16 protein-coding genes and 1 pseudogene are annotated in these 16943 nt (G+C 63.9%); 11 read left to right on the top strand and 6 right to left on the bottom strand.

Going from position 1 to position 16943, the window contains the following annotated elements; translation table 11 throughout:
- Positions 1–479: 479 nt before the first annotated feature.
- The gene (locus B7G52_RS10015) at positions 480–1361 is read left to right on the top strand and encodes a DMT family transporter (RefSeq protein ID WP_096697457.1); all 882 of its coding nucleotides are present in this window, start codon (positions 480–482) and stop codon (positions 1359–1361) included.
- Positions 1362–1536: 175 nt separating this feature from the next.
- Here B7G52_RS10015 and B7G52_RS10010 read toward each other — a convergent pair whose 3' ends face one another.
- From B7G52_RS10010 to B7G52_RS10000, 3 genes are read right to left on the bottom strand one after another with little or no spacing between them, the layout of a single operon-like run.
- A complete protein-coding gene (locus B7G52_RS10010) occupies positions 1537–2766 on the bottom strand; it encodes an MFS transporter (RefSeq protein ID WP_096697456.1) in 1230 nt (409 codons plus the stop codon).
- A gap of 13 nt (positions 2767–2779) precedes the next feature.
- Entirely contained in the window at positions 2780–3874 is a 1095-nt protein-coding gene (gene aroC, locus B7G52_RS10005) for a chorismate synthase (protein ID WP_096697455.1), read from the bottom strand.
- Positions 3875–3904: 30 nt separating this feature from the next.
- Positions 3905–4843 (bottom strand): hypothetical protein, encoded by a 939-nt coding sequence (locus tag B7G52_RS10000; RefSeq protein ID WP_170954734.1) that lies wholly within the window; start codon positions 4841–4843, stop codon positions 3905–3907.
- Between B7G52_RS10000 and B7G52_RS09995 the strand changes: the two are divergent.
- Positions 4842–5081, top strand: a pseudogene (locus B7G52_RS09995) (cupin); the annotation flags it as partial. The gene B7G52_RS10000 and the pseudogene B7G52_RS09995 sit on opposite strands and share 2 nt — an antisense overlap.
- A 163-nt stretch (positions 5082–5244) precedes the next feature.
- Here B7G52_RS09995 and B7G52_RS09990 read toward each other — a convergent pair.
- On the bottom strand, positions 5245–5709 hold the full coding sequence (locus B7G52_RS09990; protein ID WP_096664800.1) for a CBS domain-containing protein: 465 nt from the start codon (positions 5707–5709) through the stop codon (positions 5245–5247).
- Between the two features lie 169 nt (positions 5710–5878).
- On the opposite strand from B7G52_RS09990, the gene B7G52_RS09985 reads away from it, so the two are divergent.
- The 3 genes from B7G52_RS09985 to B7G52_RS09975 all read left to right on the top strand — a co-directional run bounded on the left by B7G52_RS09985 (position 5879) and on the right by B7G52_RS09975 (position 9514).
- On the top strand, positions 5879–7177 hold the full coding sequence (locus B7G52_RS09985; protein ID WP_096697453.1) for an O-acetylhomoserine aminocarboxypropyltransferase: 1299 nt from the start codon (positions 5879–5881) through the stop codon (positions 7175–7177).
- Positions 7178–7262: 85 nt separating this feature from the next.
- Positions 7263–8084 (top strand): alpha/beta fold hydrolase, encoded by an 822-nt coding sequence (locus B7G52_RS09980; protein WP_096697452.1) that lies wholly within the window; start codon positions 7263–7265, stop codon positions 8082–8084.
- Between the two features lie 128 nt (positions 8085–8212).
- Positions 8213–9514, top strand: a complete 1302-nt coding sequence (locus B7G52_RS09975) for a cytochrome P450 (RefSeq protein WP_096697451.1) — start codon at positions 8213–8215, stop codon at positions 9512–9514.
- On the opposite strand, the gene B7G52_RS09970 is transcribed toward B7G52_RS09975, so the two are convergent.
- Positions 9506–9895 (bottom strand): thioredoxin family protein, encoded by a 390-nt coding sequence (locus tag B7G52_RS09970; RefSeq protein ID WP_096697450.1) that lies wholly within the window; start codon positions 9893–9895, stop codon positions 9506–9508. The genes B7G52_RS09975 and B7G52_RS09970 overlap by 9 nt on opposite strands.
- A gap of 62 nt (positions 9896–9957) precedes the next feature.
- Here B7G52_RS09970 and B7G52_RS09965 point away from each other — a divergent pair, with 62 nt between their 5' ends.
- The 5 genes from B7G52_RS09965 (at position 9958) to B7G52_RS09945 (ending at position 15268) form a co-directional block, all read left to right on the top strand.
- Positions 9958–10299, top strand: a complete 342-nt coding sequence (locus tag B7G52_RS09965) for an Mpo1-like protein (RefSeq protein WP_096697449.1) — start codon at positions 9958–9960, stop codon at positions 10297–10299.
- A gap of 141 nt (positions 10300–10440) precedes the next feature.
- Positions 10441–11400 (top strand): TAXI family TRAP transporter solute-binding subunit, encoded by a 960-nt coding sequence (locus B7G52_RS09960; protein WP_096697448.1) that lies wholly within the window; start codon positions 10441–10443, stop codon positions 11398–11400.
- A 90-nt stretch (positions 11401–11490) separates the two neighbouring features.
- Entirely contained in the window at positions 11491–13518 is a 2028-nt protein-coding gene (locus tag B7G52_RS09955; RefSeq protein ID WP_096697447.1) for a TRAP transporter fused permease subunit, read from the top strand.
- 59 nt (positions 13519–13577) lie between these two features.
- Entirely contained in the window at positions 13578–14513 is a 936-nt protein-coding gene (locus B7G52_RS09950; protein ID WP_096697465.1) for a dihydrodipicolinate synthase family protein, read from the top strand.
- Between the two features lie 47 nt (positions 14514–14560).
- Positions 14561–15268 carry a ribonuclease activity regulator RraA gene (locus B7G52_RS09945; protein WP_096697446.1) on the top strand — a complete coding sequence of 236 codons (708 nt, stop codon included), beginning with the start codon at positions 14561–14563 and terminating at the stop codon, positions 15266–15268.
- A gap of 34 nt (positions 15269–15302) precedes the next feature.
- Here B7G52_RS09945 and B7G52_RS09940 read toward each other — a convergent pair whose 3' ends face one another.
- Entirely contained in the window at positions 15303–16517 is a 1215-nt protein-coding gene (locus B7G52_RS09940; RefSeq protein WP_096697445.1) for a YihY family inner membrane protein, read from the bottom strand.
- A 33-nt stretch (positions 16518–16550) separates the two neighbouring features.
- Between B7G52_RS09940 and B7G52_RS09935 the strand changes: the two genes are divergently transcribed.
- On the top strand, positions 16551–16937 hold the full coding sequence (locus tag B7G52_RS09935; protein ID WP_096664773.1) for a DUF2069 domain-containing protein: 387 nt from the start codon (positions 16551–16553) through the stop codon (positions 16935–16937).
- Positions 16938–16943 lie beyond the last annotated feature (6 nt).

Here is a 16943-nt window from a genome sequence, read left to right as displayed (position 1 = left end):
CCCTCGCCCCGCTGGGCGATGGCGGGGAGCTTCATTTGGCCGTGTGTGCTGCGCTCGCGTGCAAACATGACGGTCTGTTGAGCCCGACATGACGCGCTTCGCACGTCATGTCTCCCCGCACCCGATCCCGAACCCGCATTCGTTTCCCCACCCGTCGGGATGGGCCGGGGAGCGCAGGCAAAAGCGGATCAGGGCTCGCGATTGTCTGAGCCGAAGGCGAGTTCGAGCGAGACCCCGCTTTTGCCGAGCACCGCAGGTTGCCCGTAGCGAAGCGAAGGGACCCAGACCATCGGGTCGCCTTCTCTTTGCTTACTTTCTCTTGGCGACGCAAGAGAAAGTGAGTCGGCCGCCGGGCCGAGACCCGGCTTGTCGGCAAACCCATGATGTCAGACAAGAGAACAAGAGCCAAGACACGCCTGAGCTTCCCCCTGCACACCCGCCCCGAATCCCGGACAATCCCCTGATCCGACCGGCCTTTCATGCACACCCGACACTTCCTACAGCTCATCGCCCTGTCCGCCCTCTGGGGTGGCTCCTTTCCCCTGCTTCGCATTGCCAGCCCGGCGTTCGGTCCGTGGCTGCTGGCCGGTGTGCGCTGCATTCTGGCGGCGCTGGTGCTGACCCTGCTGATGCGCGCGCTGCGCGAGCACTGGCCGCCGCGTGCGGCCTGGCCGCGCCTGGCGCTGCTCAGCGTGCTGACCGTGGTCGCGCCCTTTGTGCTCTTCAACTGGGCCGCGCTGGTGATCCCGGCCGGGTATTCGGCCGTGCTCAACGCCACGGCGCCGCTGTTCGGCGTGCTGGGCGCCGCGCTCGCGCGCGAGGAGCGGCTCTCGTCGCGCCGCCTGCTCGGTTGTGCCGTGGGTTTTGCCGGTGTCGCCCTGCTGGTGCAGCTGGGGCCGGTGGCGGTGACGCCCCGCGTCGTGCTGGCCGCGCTAGCCTGCACCGCCGCTGCCGCTGCTTATGGCTTTGGCGCCATCCTGATGAAACGCGCGACCATGGCGCACGATCCGCTGCCGGCCTCGGCCGTGGTGCATGTGGCGGCCGCGCTGATCCTGCTGCTGCCCTCCGGTGTGGCGCTGCCCTCGGCCCACTACACCAGCGGCGCACTGATCGCCGTGGCGGTGCTGGGCATCTTCACCTCGGGCCTGATGTACTGGATCAGCATGCGCTTGATGCGCGAGATCACGGCCAGCGCCGCCACCTCGGCGGCTTTCATGATTCCGCTGTTCGGCGTGGCCTGGGGCGGCATGTTCCTCGGCGAGCCGGTCACCTGGGGCATGGCGCCCGGCTGCGTGCTGGTGCTGGCCGCCACCGCGCTGATCACCGGTTTCAACCCCTTTCGCGCCCCGCCGGAACGCTGACCGGTTCAGCGCCGTACGCTACTGTATTGATAGCTGCTTGCGACCGTGGGACAAGGGCTGCAGGCCTAAAATGCTCTTGCAATCACGTCCTGAGCTCCCTCGCCCTCCGGGAGAGGGTTGGGGTGAGGGCCGCCAGCCCCTCACTTGCTGCAACTTGACGCGCAGGCCGCCGCCCTCACCCCTGCCCTCTCCCAGAGGGAGAGGGGTTCAGACCGTCCAGGCTGCGCTGCACGCGCCAGGCCTGGTAGGCACAGGCCGTCGCGACCAGGCTCGCGGCGAGGCAGGCCCAGTACACACTGACCAGCCCGAACGCCGAACTGAGCAAACCACCAACGAGGCCACCCAGCACACCCGGCAGGCCGTAAGCCACCACCACGTACAACGCCTGGCCGCGGCCGCGCAGCCGTCCGGGGAAATGGTGCGACAGCAGCGCGATGCAGACCGTGTGGTGCGTCGCAAACGTCAGCGCATGCAGCGCCTGCGCCACCAGCATGAGCAGCAGCACACCGGGCCAGACGGCGGTGATGCCCATGCGCAGCGCCATGGCGGCCGAGCACACCATCAGCCAGGCGGTCAGGCTCAGCCGCGGCAGCCAGCGGCCCTGGGTGTAGAACCAGCCGATTTCCACCACCACCGAAAACGCCCACAACACGCCGATCATGGTTTTGCTGTAGCCATTCGCGTCGAGGTAGAGCGAGAAAAAGACGTAAATGCTGATGTGCGCCAGCACATGAAAAAACGCCGACGCAAAAAACCACACCACGGCACGCTGGCGAAGAATCGGCAACACCGGCAGCTTCAGGTCGTGGGCACTGACCGCCTCCTTCAGGTCCGGCAGCAGCCAGACGCTGACCGTCACGGCCAAGAGCGACAGGAAGGTCCAGGCCGGAAAGTGTTTCATGCCAAAAACCTCGAACCAGCTGCCCGCGGCAAACACCGTGAACAGGAACCCCAGCGAGCCCCACAGGCGCACGCGGCCGTAACGCCGTGCGTCAAAGGCACCGCCCTGGCTGATCAGGTGCGCCATGGCGGCTTCGCTCATGGGCATCATGGAACTGGTGTGGGTGAACATCACCAGCAGCACGGCCGTGAGCCACCAGACGCCGTAGGTGGACTCAAAGTCCAGCCACAGGCCGAGGGACGAGATCAGTGCCACCGTGGCGCCGTAACGCAGCAGCTTGACGCGCTCCCCGGTGTGGTCGCTCAGCGCGCCCCAGCCGTAGGGCGCAAACAGCCGCGTGGCGGCCTGCACCGAGGTCAGCAGGCTGATCGCCAGGATGCTGAAGCCCAGGTCCTTGAGCCACAGCGGCAGATACGGGTTGAAAAACCCGATGTGCGCAAAATAACTGGCCGACAGCGCCGCAAACGGCACCAGCTGGCGGCGCCTGGCCGCAGCTTCAGGCATGGTCAGGCCCGGTTCACACGGAGCCCTTGATCGCCTGCATGGGCGGCACCACGTCGCCGCACTGCGCGCGCTGGCGCAGTGCATGCTCCATCACCACCAGCGCCAGCATGGCCTCGGCAATCGGCGTGGCGCGTATGCCCACACACGGGTCGTGCCGGCCCTTGGTGACCACGGTGGTCGGTGCGCCGGCCATGTCCACCGACTCGCGCGGCGTGAGGATGGAACTGGTCGGCTTGATGGCAATCGACACTTCCAGATCTTGCCCGGTGCTGATGCCACCCAGCACGCCACCGGCGTTGTTCGACTTGAAGCCCGCGGGCGACAGCGAGTCACCGTGCGTGGTGCCGCGCTGCGTGACGCTGGCAAACCCCGCGCCAATTTCCACACCCTTGACGGCATTGATGCCCATCATGGCAAAGGCGATGTCGGCGTCGAGCTTGTCGAACAGCGGCTCGCCCAGGCCGACCGGCATGCCGGTGGCGGTGACGCGGATGCGCGCGCCGCAGGAGTCACCGGCCTTGCGCAACTCGTCCATGTAGGCTTCCAGCTTGGCTACATCGGCTACCGGCGCAAAAAACGGGTTGTTCGGCACGTGCTCCCAGGCTTCGAAGGGAATCGCGATGTCGCCGATCTGCGTCATGCAGCCGCGAAAGGTGGTGCCGTATTTCTCCAGCAGCCACTTCTTGGCCACTGCACCGGCCGCCACCATGGGCGCGGTCAGCCGGGCCGAGGCCCTGCCGCCGCCGCGCGGGTCGCGAATGCCGTACTTCTGCAGGTAGCTGTAGTCCGCATGGCCGGGCCGGAAGGTGTCCAGGATGTTGCCGTAGTCCTTGCTGCGCTGGTCGGTGTTCTTGATCAGCAGGCAGATCGGCGTGCCGGTGGTCTTGCCTTCATACACGCCGGAAAGGATCTCCACCGCGTCCGGTTCGTTGCGCTGCGTCACGTATTTGCTGGTGCCAGGCCGGCGCCGGTCCAGGTCGCCCTGGATGTCCGCCTCGCTCAGCGCCATGCCGGGCGGGCAGCCATCAATCACGCAGCCAATGGCCGGGCCGTGGGATTCACCGAAGTTGGTGACTGCGAATAAGGTGCCGAAGGTGTTGCCGCTCATGCGGGGATTATCCCAGATGAATGGTGTGGCTTAGTAGCCGCGACCTGCTTTGTCTCCACCCGGCTCATTGCCAACCATTGCTTGCCTTAATACGTTCAAGTCGATAACTGACCGAATCCTGGAGGTCGCACCGATAACCCCCATGACGTCAAGCCACGTGATGATCGCGCCGTAGCGGAACTTGTAGAACTCCACGATTGTCTCGTTTCCACCTGCAGCAATATATTTTTCGAGCGCCCAGCCGAGGCTGTGGAACTCCAGCGCAAGAGCGCTGACGCTCATCGATATGTCTTGCTTCACATCATTAACGATTGACTGATTAAACGCATTCGCGAAATTCTGATCTTGAATTGGTTTTAGAAGATCTGTGCCAAACGCGGAGATGTGATCGAACAGAGTTAGAGGGGCTGCATCCTTGCGTACTTGCTGGTTAGCGGCGTAGTAGGGAGGAACCACGTTCAGCATCTGGTCCATCTGCGCAGAGATACTTGCAAGTACACGCTGCATCTCTTGAACTTCTGCTTGGTGCTTAGCGAGATCAAGCTGCTTCATCTGCAGTAGCACGGTAAAAAGGATTCCAACAAAAGCGAGAAAGGAGAGAAACGGACCCATCAGCCCGCTATAAAAATCGCCGAACTGAGCCCAAATTTCTTGGCTGGCAGACAACTCAAGCCAATTTCCTGGAGCGAACTTCCAAAAATATATCCCCAAGACGAACCAGTTCGTCAGGACACAAATGATCAGAATTCTGATCAGCGTTTTTTTGAAGATTCGCTTGAATGCAGCGTCCATCCTGCCCCCCCTTTTTTTGTTCATCCTTCCAGTTGAATGTACATCCATGACCAAATGGACCGTGGCTTGACGCAAAACATGGAAGGGCAACTTGCTCAAGCGGCCAGCACTTGGAACACCTCCTGCTTGCTGCAGCGCAGCATTCCTCATTGATGCACTGCTGGAAGGAGCCCCCATGCTGGACCGCACCACCACCCTGTTTTCCCACGTCAAACCCGGAGATACACAGTTTGTTTCCGGCGGTTTGCGGGATTTCTTTCTTTACCGCGACCTGGGCATTGCCGAAGCCACGCACGGCAAGGTGATCGCGCACCTGGTCAAGGCGAACATGGCACCAGAAACAGGCACGGGCTGGCACCGCCATGCGGCGGATTTCCAGATAGTTGTCATGGTCAAGGGCTGCGGCCGCTTCATGTGTGGACGAATCTGCCTCCCGCCCTTTAGCAGCAGTCGCTGACAGCTATTGAATATGTAGCAAAGCGCGTTGCAATCACTGCCTGCGACAGGCTGTTCTGGCGCGCTCGCTCTCCGGAAGGGAGAGAAAATCAGGCAAACAGTTCATGCCACCCCCACGCAACTCAAAGCAAAGGCGCCTGGTTTGGCTCATCCTCGGCCGGCCAGTCTCGGATATAGGCCTTGAGCATCTTGTTCTCGAAGTTCTGGCCATCGACCACGGCCTTGGCCACGTCGTAAAACGAGATCACGCCTTCGAGGACTTTCTTGTTGAGTACCGGCATGTAGCGCGCATGGCGGCCCAGCATCATGCGGCGGACTTCGTCGATCTCGGTGTCGGGTGTGCAGGTCAGCGGCGCATCGTCCATCGCCGTGCGTACCAGCGTGTTGCCGATCTCGCCACCGTTTTTGACAATGCACAGAATCACTTCGCGGAAAGTCAGCATGCCCACCAGGTCGCCGTGTTCCATGACGACCAGCGAACCGATGTCTTTTTCCGCCATGATCTGGGTCGCCTTGGACAGCGGCTCATCGGGCTGGACGGTGTAAAGCGTGTTGCCTTTGACGCGCAGAATATCTAGGACTTTCATGGGGCACTCCTTCAGGAATTTGTCTCGGCAGTTTTCAGGTTCTTCCCCGGTACCGCCCGGCGGAAAATTCAGATCAAATATAGCCCACAATCCGTTTGCAAGCCACCTGAAGTTGTTTCAGACTGGCTGCCGTTTTTCCCGATTCCTTCCGCCATTTTCTGGAGACACCATGTCTGGCTATTCTGACCCGGGCTTCGACACGCTGGCCCTGCATGCCGGCGCCGCGCCCGACCCGGCCACCGGTGCGCGCGCCGTGCCGATTCACCTGACCACCTCGTTTGTCTTCGAATCCAGCGACCACGCCGCCAGCCTGTTCAACCTGGAGCGCGCCGGCCACGTTTATTCGCGCATCAGCAACCCGACCAACGCGGTGCTGGAGCAGCGCGTGGCCGCGCTGGAAGGCGGCATAGGCGCGATTGCCACCGCCAGCGGCCAGGCCGCGCTGCACCTGTCTATTGCCACGCTGATGGGCGCGGGCTCGCATATCGTCGCCAGCACGGCGCTGTACGGCGGCAGCCAGAATTTGCTGCACTACACAATGCGGCGTTTCGGCATTGAAACGACTTTTGTCAAACCCGGCGACATCGCCGGCTGGCGCGCCGCGGTGCGCCCCAACACCAAACTGTTTTTCGGCGAAACCGTCGGCAACCCGGGGCTGGACGTGCTGGACATGCCCACCGTGTCAAGCATCGCGCACGAGGCCGGCGTGCCGCTGCTGGTGGACTCCACCCTGACCTCGCCCTGGCTGATCAAGCCTTTCGACCACGGCGCCGACCTGGTCTACCACTCGGCCACCAAGTTCCTGAGCGGTCATGGCACGGTGATTGGCGGCATCGTGGTCGACGGCGGCAGCTTCGACTGGGAAAAGTCCGGCAAATTCGCCGAACTGACCGAGGCCTACGACGGTTTTCACAACATGGTGTTCAGCGAGGAAAGCACGGTGGGCGCGTTTTTGCTGCGCGCGCGGCGAGAGGGCCTGCGCGACTTCGGCGCCTGCATGAGCCCGCACACCGCGTGGCTGATTTTGCAGGGCATCGAGACCCTGCCGCTGCGCATGGCGCGGCACATGAGCAACACCGAAAAGATCGTCGCCTTTCTCGCCAGCCACCCGCTGGTGGCGCGCGTCGGCCACCCGATGCTGGAGACCCACCCCAGCCACGCGCTGGCCAAAAAGTTGCTGCCGCGCGGCGCCGGCTCAGTCTTCAGCTTCGACATCAAGGGCAACCGCGAGCAGGGGAAGGCCTTCATCGAAACCCTCAAGGTCTTCAGCCACCTGGCCAACGTCGGCGACTGCCGCAGCCTGGTGATTCACCCGGCCAGCACCACGCATTTCCGCATGACGGACGAAGCGCTGGCGGGCGCCGGCATCACGCAGGGCACGATACGCCTGTCGATCGGCCTGGAAGATCCGGATGATTTGATTGACGACCTGAAGCGCGCCCTGAAGGCTGCGGAAAAAGCCGCCTGAACCACCCACAACCCCGTTCGGGCTGAGCCTGTCGAAGCCCTCCCTTCGACATGGCCCGGGGCGAACGGTCTGGAGATCCACTGATATGTATTTGCAAGTCAACGGCCACCCCACCTACTGCTACACCGGCGGCAAGCCCTTCGATGCAGCCAAACCCACGGTGGTTTTCATCCACGGCGTGCTCAACGACCACAGTGTCTGGATTTTGCAAAGCCGCTACCTGGCCCACCACGGCTGGAACGTGCTGGCCGTGGATCTGCCGGGCCACTGCAAAAGCGCGGGCGAGGCGCCCTCGACGGTGGAAGAAGCCGCCGACTTCGTGGCCGCCCTGCTCGACGCGGCCGGCGTGCAGCGCGCCGCGCTGGTTGGCCACAGCTGGGGTTCGCTGATTGCGCTGGAGGCCGCGTCCCGCCTGAAAGAGCGCGTGAGCCACCTCGTGCTGGTCGGCACGGCTTACCCGATGAAGGTGTCGCAGACGCTGCTCGATGCCTCGCTGGCCGAGCCTCTGAAGGCGCTGACCATGATCAATGTGTTTTCGCGCAGCACCCTGGCCGCACCGCCCTCGGCGCTGGGCCCGGGCACCTGGGTCTATGGCGCCAGCATGGCGCTGGGCCGGCGCGTGCTGGCCAGCAACACCCAGGTCAATGTCTTTCACCGCGGCTTCAAGGCCTGCGACAGTTATGCCAATGGCGACAACGCCATCACCCAGATCACCTGCCCGGTGTTGTTCCTGCTCGGCGCGCAGGACCAGATGACGCAGGCCAAAGCCGCGCAGCCGCTGATCGCCAAGGCCCGGGCCAGCGGCAAAACCGTGCAGGTCGCCAGCCTGCCGGTCGGCCACCACCAGATGACCGAGGCGCCGGAGGCAACGCTGTTTGCGATGCGGGATTTCCTGAAAACCCCGTGACCTGAAGAGCAAGGCGCGGCCGCAGCGCAACGCCAGGCGGCTGACGCCCGTGCGCAGATCCGGCGACCCGCCTGAACCCGGCCCGCAACCGGCCGGCGCTGTGGCTGTCTGCGTGCCAAAATCGCCGCATGACCGACGCCACGCCCTTCGCCATCACACCGCCCCTGTCGCCCGAACGTGTGCGGGAAATTGCCGCCAGCTTCGACCTGCGCGCCCTGCCGCCCGACTTCTACGCCAACCCCTATCCGGTCTACGCCCTGCTGCGCGAGACCGCGCCGGTGCGGCGCATGCCCGACGGCTCGTATTTCCTCACGCGTTACGCCGACCTCGTGGCGGTCTACCGTGATGCGCAGACCTTCAGTTCGGACAAGAAGGTGGAGTTCACGCCCAAGTACGGCGCGGGCGCACCACTGCTCGAGCACCACACGACCAGCCTGGTGTTCAATGACCCGCCGCTGCACACACGCGTGCGCAAGCTCATCATGGGCGCCCTCACGCGGCGGGCCATTGCCGACATGGAGCCGGGGCTGGTCACGCTGGTGGACGGCCTGCTCGATGCCATCGAAGCCAGGGGCGGCGGCGACCTGATCGAGGACTTTGCCTCGGCGATTCCGGTGGAGATCATCGGCAACCTGCTGGGCGTGCCCCATGCCGACCGCGCACCGCTGCGCGGCTGGTCGCTGGCGATTCTGGGCGCGCTCGAACCCAAACTCACACCTGAACAGGAAGCGCTGGGCAACCGCAATGTCAGCGAGTTCACGACCTACCTCCAGACCCTGGTGGCCGAGCGCCGAAAAAATCCGGGCGATCCGGAGCATGATGTGCTGACGCGCCTGATTCAGGGCGAGGAGACCGGTGAAAAACTGAGCGAGACCGAGTTGCTGCAAAACTGCGTTTTCATCCTCAACGCCGGCCACGAAACCACCACCAACCTGATCGGCAACGCCCTGGTTGCCCTGCAGGAGTGGCCCGGCGCCCGGGCGCATCTGCTATCAAAAATGAAGCTGCCTGCGCAGGACCAGCAAGGGACAGAGGCTGATTTGACTGTTGAAATTGACGAGTTCCTGCGTTTCGAGTCATCCAACCAGCTGGGCAACCGCCGTGCGCTCAAGGACTGCCAGGTCGGCGGCGTGGACCTGCCTGAAGGCGCGCTGCTCACGCTGTGCCTAGGCGCGGCGAACCGCGACCCGGCGCAATTCGACCACCCCGAACAGCTGGACCTGACGCGCGAAAACAACCGGCACCTGGCCTTTGGTTTCGGCATCCACCAGTGCGCCGGTCTGAGCCTGGCGCGGCTGGAGGGACGCATCGCCGTCGGGCGCTTTCTGCAGCGTTTCCCCGACTACCGCCTGACCGTTGCGCCGACCCGCGGCGGACGTGCCCGTTTCAGGGGTTTTTTGAACGCCCCGTTTGAGGTGGGTTCAGCCTGAGCTGATCTGCTGGTGCAGCGTTTGCACCAAGGCGTTCAGGGCCGGATCGGCCGCAGTGACCACGGCGCCATCCTTGTCCAGCGCCCCCAACAGGCGCGACAGCGTGCCGGCATGGGGCAGCAAGGGACCGGCGAACCGGAGCCTGGCGCCATCGGCAATCAGCAACGTGGGGAAAGTTTCAATGTCCAGCTCGCCAACCAGCGCCGCCTGATCCTCATCTTCAATATCGAGCCAGATGAAGGATGTGCCCGGGTGCTCCGCAGCCACCTGGTCGAAAACCGGCCGGTAATCGCGGCAGGTGCCGCACCAGTCGGCACACAGGCACACGACCCAGCGCCTGGCAGCATCATTCGGGGAGCGGGAGTTGAACACATCAGACATAGCTGCTATTGTGCTTGGAAAAGTAGCGATCATCGGCCCACAACAACGCCCGGAGACAAGCCATGGACACCACCCCCTCCAGCACGCGCCCAGCGGCAGACGCCAAAGCCTTCAAGCGCTTTGCCGAGTTCTACCCCTTCTACCTGAGCGAGCACAGCAACCGCACCTGCCGCCGCCTGCACTTCGCGGGCTCCAGCCTCTCGCTGCTGTGCCTGGCGGCGCTGGTCGCAACGCGCAACCCGTGGTGGCTGCTGGCCGGCCTGCTGTGCGGCTACGGCTTTGCCTGGGTCGGCCACTTCGTGTTTGAAAAGAACAAACCTGCCTCCTTCAAGCGCCCGCTCTACAGCTTCATGGGTGACTGGGTCATGTACAAGGACATCTGGACCGGCAAGGTCAAGCTCTGAGCCACCTCCGGCCAGGCGAGAAAGCAAAACTCGCCACCCCGCCCCATCTGCGGGAAAACTATTAGTGTGCTAACAAAACCACGTGTCAGAATAAAAACTGCAGGGGCTGGTCAGCCCGCCCGTGCCTACAAGGAGACAAACATGATGATTTTCAAACCCCGCTTTTACGCATTGCTTGCAGGCCTTGCGCTGTCCTTCGGCGCTGGCGCGCAAAACATCTCCATCGCCACCGGGGGCACCGGTGGTGTGTACTACCCCATGGGCGGGGGCATGGCGGCCGTGCTGTCCAAACATGTGCCTGGCATGCAGGCCACGGCCGAAGTCACGGGCGGCTCGGTCGACAACCTCAAGCTGATCGCCAGCGGCAAACCGTATATCGGCTTCAGCATGACCGATGCGGGGCTCGATGCCTACCGCGGCGAAGACAAGTTCAAGGGCAACAAGGTGCCCCTCAAGACCCTGATGGTGCTGTACCCGAACCGCATGCATGTGGTCAGCGTCGAGGGCCGGGGCATCGCCAAAATAGCCGACCTCAAGGGCAAGCGCGTGTCCACCGGCGCGCCCGGCAGCGCCACCGAGGTGATGGCGTTTCGCGTGATCGAAGCCGCCGGCCTGGACAAGGACCGCGACATCAAGCGCGAGCGCCTCAGCGTTGCCGAATCGGTCAATGCCGTCAAGGACGGCAAGATCGACGCCTTCTTCTGGGTCGGCGGCTTGCCCACCGCCGGCGTGACCGACCTGGCCAATACACCCGGCACCAAGCTCAAGATGGTTGACCATGCCGAGGTGGTGCCTGCGATGAACAGAAAGTACGGCAACCTGTACGTCGAGGACGTGATCCCCAAGGAGGTCTACCGGGGCATGGACACCGACAACAAGCAGGCCACCGTGATGAACATTCTGGTCGCCCACGAGAACATGGACGACAAGACCGCCTACAACATCGTCAAGACGATTTTCGACAAGCGCGACGACCTGATTGCCGTGCACAAGGAAGCGGCCAACTTCAAGCTCGAGAACCAGAAGACAAGCGCCACGCCGATTCCGTTTCACCCTGGCGCGGTGAAATACTTTGCCGAAAAAGGCATCAAGCTCAACTGAGCCTTGCGCCAACCGACCCCCGCCTCACCGCGGGGGTTTTGCTTTCTGCCTCTCGTTCCGCAAGCTCCCCCCAAAGAAGATACCCACCGCATGAGCCAACCCATCACACCGGATACGCCGGAGATCGTCGTCAGCGAGTCAGCCCGCCTGAAGGCCGAGGAATTCATCGAGGCCGAGGAAGGCGCGGCCAACAAGCTCAAGGGCTGGCTGGCTGTTTTCGTCACGCTGACGGCTTTTGTCATGTCGGTGTTCCATCTCTACACCGCCTACGCCATTGTTCCCACGCAAACCCTGCGCCCGGTGCATGTCGGCTTCGTGCTGTTCCTGTGCTTTCTGGTGTTCCCCGTCGCCAGCCGCTTCCGGCACCGCATCATGTGGTGGGACTGGATCGCCGCGGCCCTGTCGATCGCCATCGTGGTCTACCTGATCCTGGGTGGCGACGACTTCACCGACCGCAACACCTCGCCCGAGCCCTGGGACATCGTTTTCGGGATCGGGCTGATCGTGCTGGTGCTCGAAGCCATGCGGCGCACCAACGGCTGGATCATGCCGGTCATCACATCCGCCTTCCTCCTCTATGCCCTGTTCGGCCCCTGGCTGCCCGCCCCCTGGACGCACAAGGGCTACGAAGTCGGCCGCCTGATCGGCGTGATGTACATGACGCTGGAAGGCATCTACGGCGTGGCGGTCGATGTGTCGTCCTCGCTGATCATCCTGTTCACGATTTTCGGTGCCTTCCTGCAGTACTCGGGAGCGGGCAAGTTCTACATCGATTTTTCGTTTGCCGCGATGGGCGGCAAGCCGACCGGCGCGGGCCGCACCGTGGTGCTGGCCTCGTTTCTGCTGGGCGGGCCGTCCGGCTCGGGCGTCGCCACCACCGTGACGCTGGGGGCCGTGGCCTACCCCATGCTCGCCAAGGCGGGTTACGAAAGAAATGCCGCCGGCGGACTGCTGGCCGCGGGCGGGCTGGGCGCCATCATCTCGCCGCCGGTGCTGGGCGCCGCGGCCTTCCTGATCGCCGAGTTCCTGAAGATCTCCTACCTCGATGTGCTGCTGATGGCAGTGATTCCAACTTTTCTTTTCTACCTGGCGCTGTTCCTGATGGTGGAAATCGATGCCCGCAAATATGGCATGGGCAAAACGGCATTCGCCAAGGCGGACTCCGTCTGGAACCTGACCAAAAAATACTGGTTCCACTTTCTGTCCCTGGTTTCCATCGTCGCTTTCATGATGTGGGGCTTCTCGCCGGTGCTCTCGGTGTTCTGGGCCACGGTGGTGTCCTTCCTCACCAGCTTTTTGCGCCGCGACACGGCCCTGTTTTCCTACGACCTGTTTCAGGGCAAGGGCTCACTCGGCAAAAACCTGTTCCAGTCGCCTTTCGTGAAAGCCATGGAAGGCGGCTCGATAGGCGTGCTCAATGTCGCGGCCACCTGCGCCGGCGCGGGCATCATCGTCGGCGTGGTCACGCTCACCGGCCTGGGCCTGAAGTTCAGTTCCATCGTGATCGACTACGCGGGCGGCTCCCTGCTGCTGACCGCGCTGTACACCTCGCTGGTGGTGTGGATCGTTGGCCTGGCCGTGCCCGTCACGGCGTCCTACATCATCTGCGCGGTGATTGCGGCGCCGGCGCTGATCAAGCTCGGTGTGCCCGACTTCGCCGCGCACATGTTCATCTTCTATTACGCGGTGCTGTCCGAAGTGTCGCCGCCCACCGCGCTGTCGCCGTTTGCCGCGGCCGCCATCACCGGCGGCGACCCCTACAAGACCACGCTGCAATGCTGGAAGTACACTGTGCCGGCCTTCCTGGTGCCCTTCATGTTCGTGCTCGCGCCCGAAGGCCAGGGGCTGCTGCTGATGGGTTCGACCAAGGCGCTCGCCACGGCCAACTGGTGGTCCATCGCGGAGGTCACGCTCACCGCCGCCATCGGCATCGCTGCGCTGGCCGGCGGTTTTCAGGGCTGGGCCCTGAAGCGCACCACGCTGCCGGAGCGCTGGATGCTGATCGTCGCCGGCTTTGCCCTGGTCTACCCCAGCGCCGTGGCCGATGTGACCGGGTTCGGGCTGGTGATCGCCGTGCTGGCCATGCAATACTTCCGCAGGCAGTTGCAGCCGGCCTGAACCGATGGCTGTGCCTCCTCCCCCGTCGCGGAAACAAGACCTCATTTCTGGAGTTGGTTGTGAACAAACTTGATGTCTGCGCCACAGGCGTTTACCTGATTGCCGTCACCCCCTTCACCGACAGCGGTGCGCTGGACCTGGCCAGCACCGACCGCATGGTCGATTTCTGCCTGGACCAGGGCGTGACCGGCCTGACCGTGCTAGGCATCATGGGCGAAGCCACCAAGCTGACGGCCGAGGAATCGCGCCTGTTTGTCAAACAGGTGCTGACCCGGACAGCCGGCCGCGTGCCGGTGGTGGTCGGTGCGTCCGCCCCCGGCTTCGCCCCCATGCGCGAGTTGACGACAAGCGTGATGGCCATGGGGGCCGCCGGTGTGATGGTGGCGCCGCCCTCCACCGTGCGCACCGACGACCAGATCGTGGCTTACTTTGACATGGTCAGTGAAACCCTGGGGCCGGACGTGCCCTGGGTCCTGCAGGACCACCCGGTATCCACAGGCGTGCAGATGTCCACCCCGGTGATCCTGCGCATCCTGAACAACGCCCCCACCTGCGTCATGCTCAAGCACGAAGACTGCCCCGGCCTGGCCAAGCTCTCCAGCATTCGCGCAGCCAGCGAGCGCGGCGAGGTGCGGCGCGTTTCCATCCTCACGGGCAATGGCGGCGGCCTGTTCCTGCCCGAAGAACTCACGCGCGGCGCGGATGGCGCCATGACCGGCTTTGCCTATCCCGAGATGATGGTGGACGTGTGCCGGGCCCATGCGGCCGGCGACATTGAAAAAGCGCACGACATTTTCGATGCCTACCTGCCGCTGGCCCGCTACGAGCAGCAGGCCGGCATCGGCCTGGCGGTGCGCAAGCACATCCTGGCCGAACGCGGCGTGATCGCCAGCGCGGCCATCCGCAAGCCCGGCCCCAAACTCTCGGCGGCTGACATTGCCGACATTGCACGCCTGACCAGCCGGCAAACCCGGCGCCTGGCTGAAATTGCCTGAACCCATTTCAACCCTTGACGGAGACTCCCGTGAACAGCCCCATCCCCATGCAGCTTGACCCCAAAGCCATCGCCCTTCTCTCGCAGATCACCACCGCCACGCTGACCACCCTGCTGCTGAAAAAAGGCCTGCGCAATGTCTGGCTGCGCGGCGCCCGGCCGCTGCGCACCGGCCAGCCGCGCCTGGTGGGCCGCGCATTCACGCTGCGCTTCGTGCCGGCACGCGAGGACCTGGCGACGCCCGAGTCCTGGTCCTCACCGATCTCGACCCGCGCGGCGATCGAGGACATGCCGGCGGGCTGCATCGCCGTCGTGGACGCAATGGGCGTCAGCGACGCCGGGATTTTTGGCGACATCCTGTGCGCTCGCATGCAAAAGCGCGGTGTGACGGCGCTGGTGACCGACGGCGTGGTGCGCGACCAGGCCGGCGTGCTGGGCACCGGCTTGCCGGTCTGGTGCAGCGGCGCCGCGGCACCGCCTTCCGTGGCGGGCCTGACCTTTGTGGACTGGCAGCGGCCGATTGCCTGCGGCGGCGTGGCGGTGTTTCCGGGTGATGTGATCGTGGTCGATGACGACGGCGCGGTGCTGATCCCGGCGGCGCTGCTGGAGGAGATGCTGCTGCTGGCACCCGAACAGGAGCGGCTCGAGTCCTGGATCATGGGTGAGGTCGACAAGGGTGCGGCCCTGCCAGGGCTGTACCCGCCCAACGCGGAGAACAAGGCGCGTTACGAAGCGGCGAAAAAAACCGGCCAGTGAACGCGTGCGGCAGGCGCCCTGTTTGCTATCATTTTCATAACACGTCACGCAGGCGCAGCATCGAGAAACGCCCGTTTTCCCATAAATTTTTCATGGACGGGTCCTGACTCAGCAGCAGCTGCGCCATCAGCGGCTCCAGCGCGGTGGAGACCGGATCGACGAGCAGCAGGTAACGCGCCTCGTGTTCGTCCTCCGGGTCGGTCAGCTGGCCTATCCAGTCCAGCGCCATCAGGGTCTCCAGCACGGGTTCGAGCTGCAACACGTCCACCTGCAGCGCCCTGGCCAGCTCGGAAGCCTCCAGCCCGATGCGCGTGGTGCTGCGCGCCCGGTGCAGTTGCTGCAGCAGTTCTACTGCCAGCTGGAACTGCCAGCCGTGCGCACTGCCGCGGCGCGCCACGCCGGCCAGCAGGCTGGGCAGGTAGGCGGCGATCACCGCGCCCATCAACACGATGACCCAGGCCACGTAAATCCAGACCAACAAAATCGGCAAGGTGGCAAAAGCGCCGTACACCATCGAATAGGTCGGCACGCTGCTCAGGTACAGGGTCAGCAGCTTCTTGGCCAGCTCGATGCCCGCCGCGACAAACAGGCCGCCGGCCCAGGCGTGAGCCCAGCGCACAAAGGTGTTGGGCACATAGTGGTACAGGGCCGCCATGCCACCAGCCAGCAGGAAGAACTGCAGCACGTCCAGCAACACGCGCAGCACGCCGGGCATGTCACCCACCACGCCGCGCGAGCCGGACACGACATAAGAGGTCACCGCCAGGCTGGCGCCCAGCACCAGCGGGCCCAGCGTGATGGCGGCCCAGTAAATCAGCACGCGCTGCGCCAGCGGCCGCGGCTTTTTCACGCGCCAGATGCCGTTGAGCGTGCGGTCTATCGTCAGGATCATCGCGATCGCCGTGACCAGCAACACCGCCAGGCCGGCGACACCGAGCTTGTTGGCCTGCTTGGCGAACTGGGTCAGGTAACCGAGCACCTGGCGCGAGATGTTGTCGGGAATCAGGCTGTTGACCAGCCACACCTGCAGCGCGCCCTGCAGCTTGGAAAACATCGGAAAGGCGGTGAAGATGGCCAGCGCGACCGTGAAAAACGGCACCAGCGCGATGCTGGTGGTGAAGGTCAGGCTGCTGGCCGTCAGGCCCATGTGGTCGTCGCGGAAGCGCTGGCGCAGCGTGATGGCGGTGTCGCGCCAGGGAAAGTGGGACAGGTCCGTCAATAACTGCTGCAGGGACTGCTGGAATTTCATCCCCGGTATCATGCCATCGACACAAGCATCAACATGACCATCGACAAAACAACACAGATAGACGCCACACGCTGGCTGGCCGTGGGCAGCCTGGCTGCCCTGATCATTCTCGGCCTGGCCTGGGAAATGTGGCTGGCGCCACTGCGGCCAGGCGGCTCGCTGCTGGCCCTGAAGGTGCTGCCGCTGTGTTTTCCGCTGGCCGGCCTGCTGAAAAACCGCATGTACACCTACCGCTGGCTCAGCCTGATGGTCTGGCTGTATTTCACCGAGGGCGCGGTGCGCGCCTGGAGCGACAAGCCGCCCGGCAACTACCTGGCCATGGCCGAAGTCGTGCTGTGCCTGCTGCTGTTCACCGCTTGCGCCCTGCATGTGCGCATCCGCCTGAAAAATGGCGTGAAAACCATTCAACCTGCTGCCTGAAAACCC

It is taken from the genome of Polaromonas sp. AER18D-145, from assembly GCF_002379095.1.
In the GTDB taxonomy this organism is placed as follows: domain Bacteria; phylum Pseudomonadota; class Gammaproteobacteria; order Burkholderiales; family Burkholderiaceae_C; genus Polaromonas.
The sequence above is the reverse complement of the archived record's forward strand: the minus strand, read 5'-3'. Positions and strand labels throughout refer to the sequence as shown.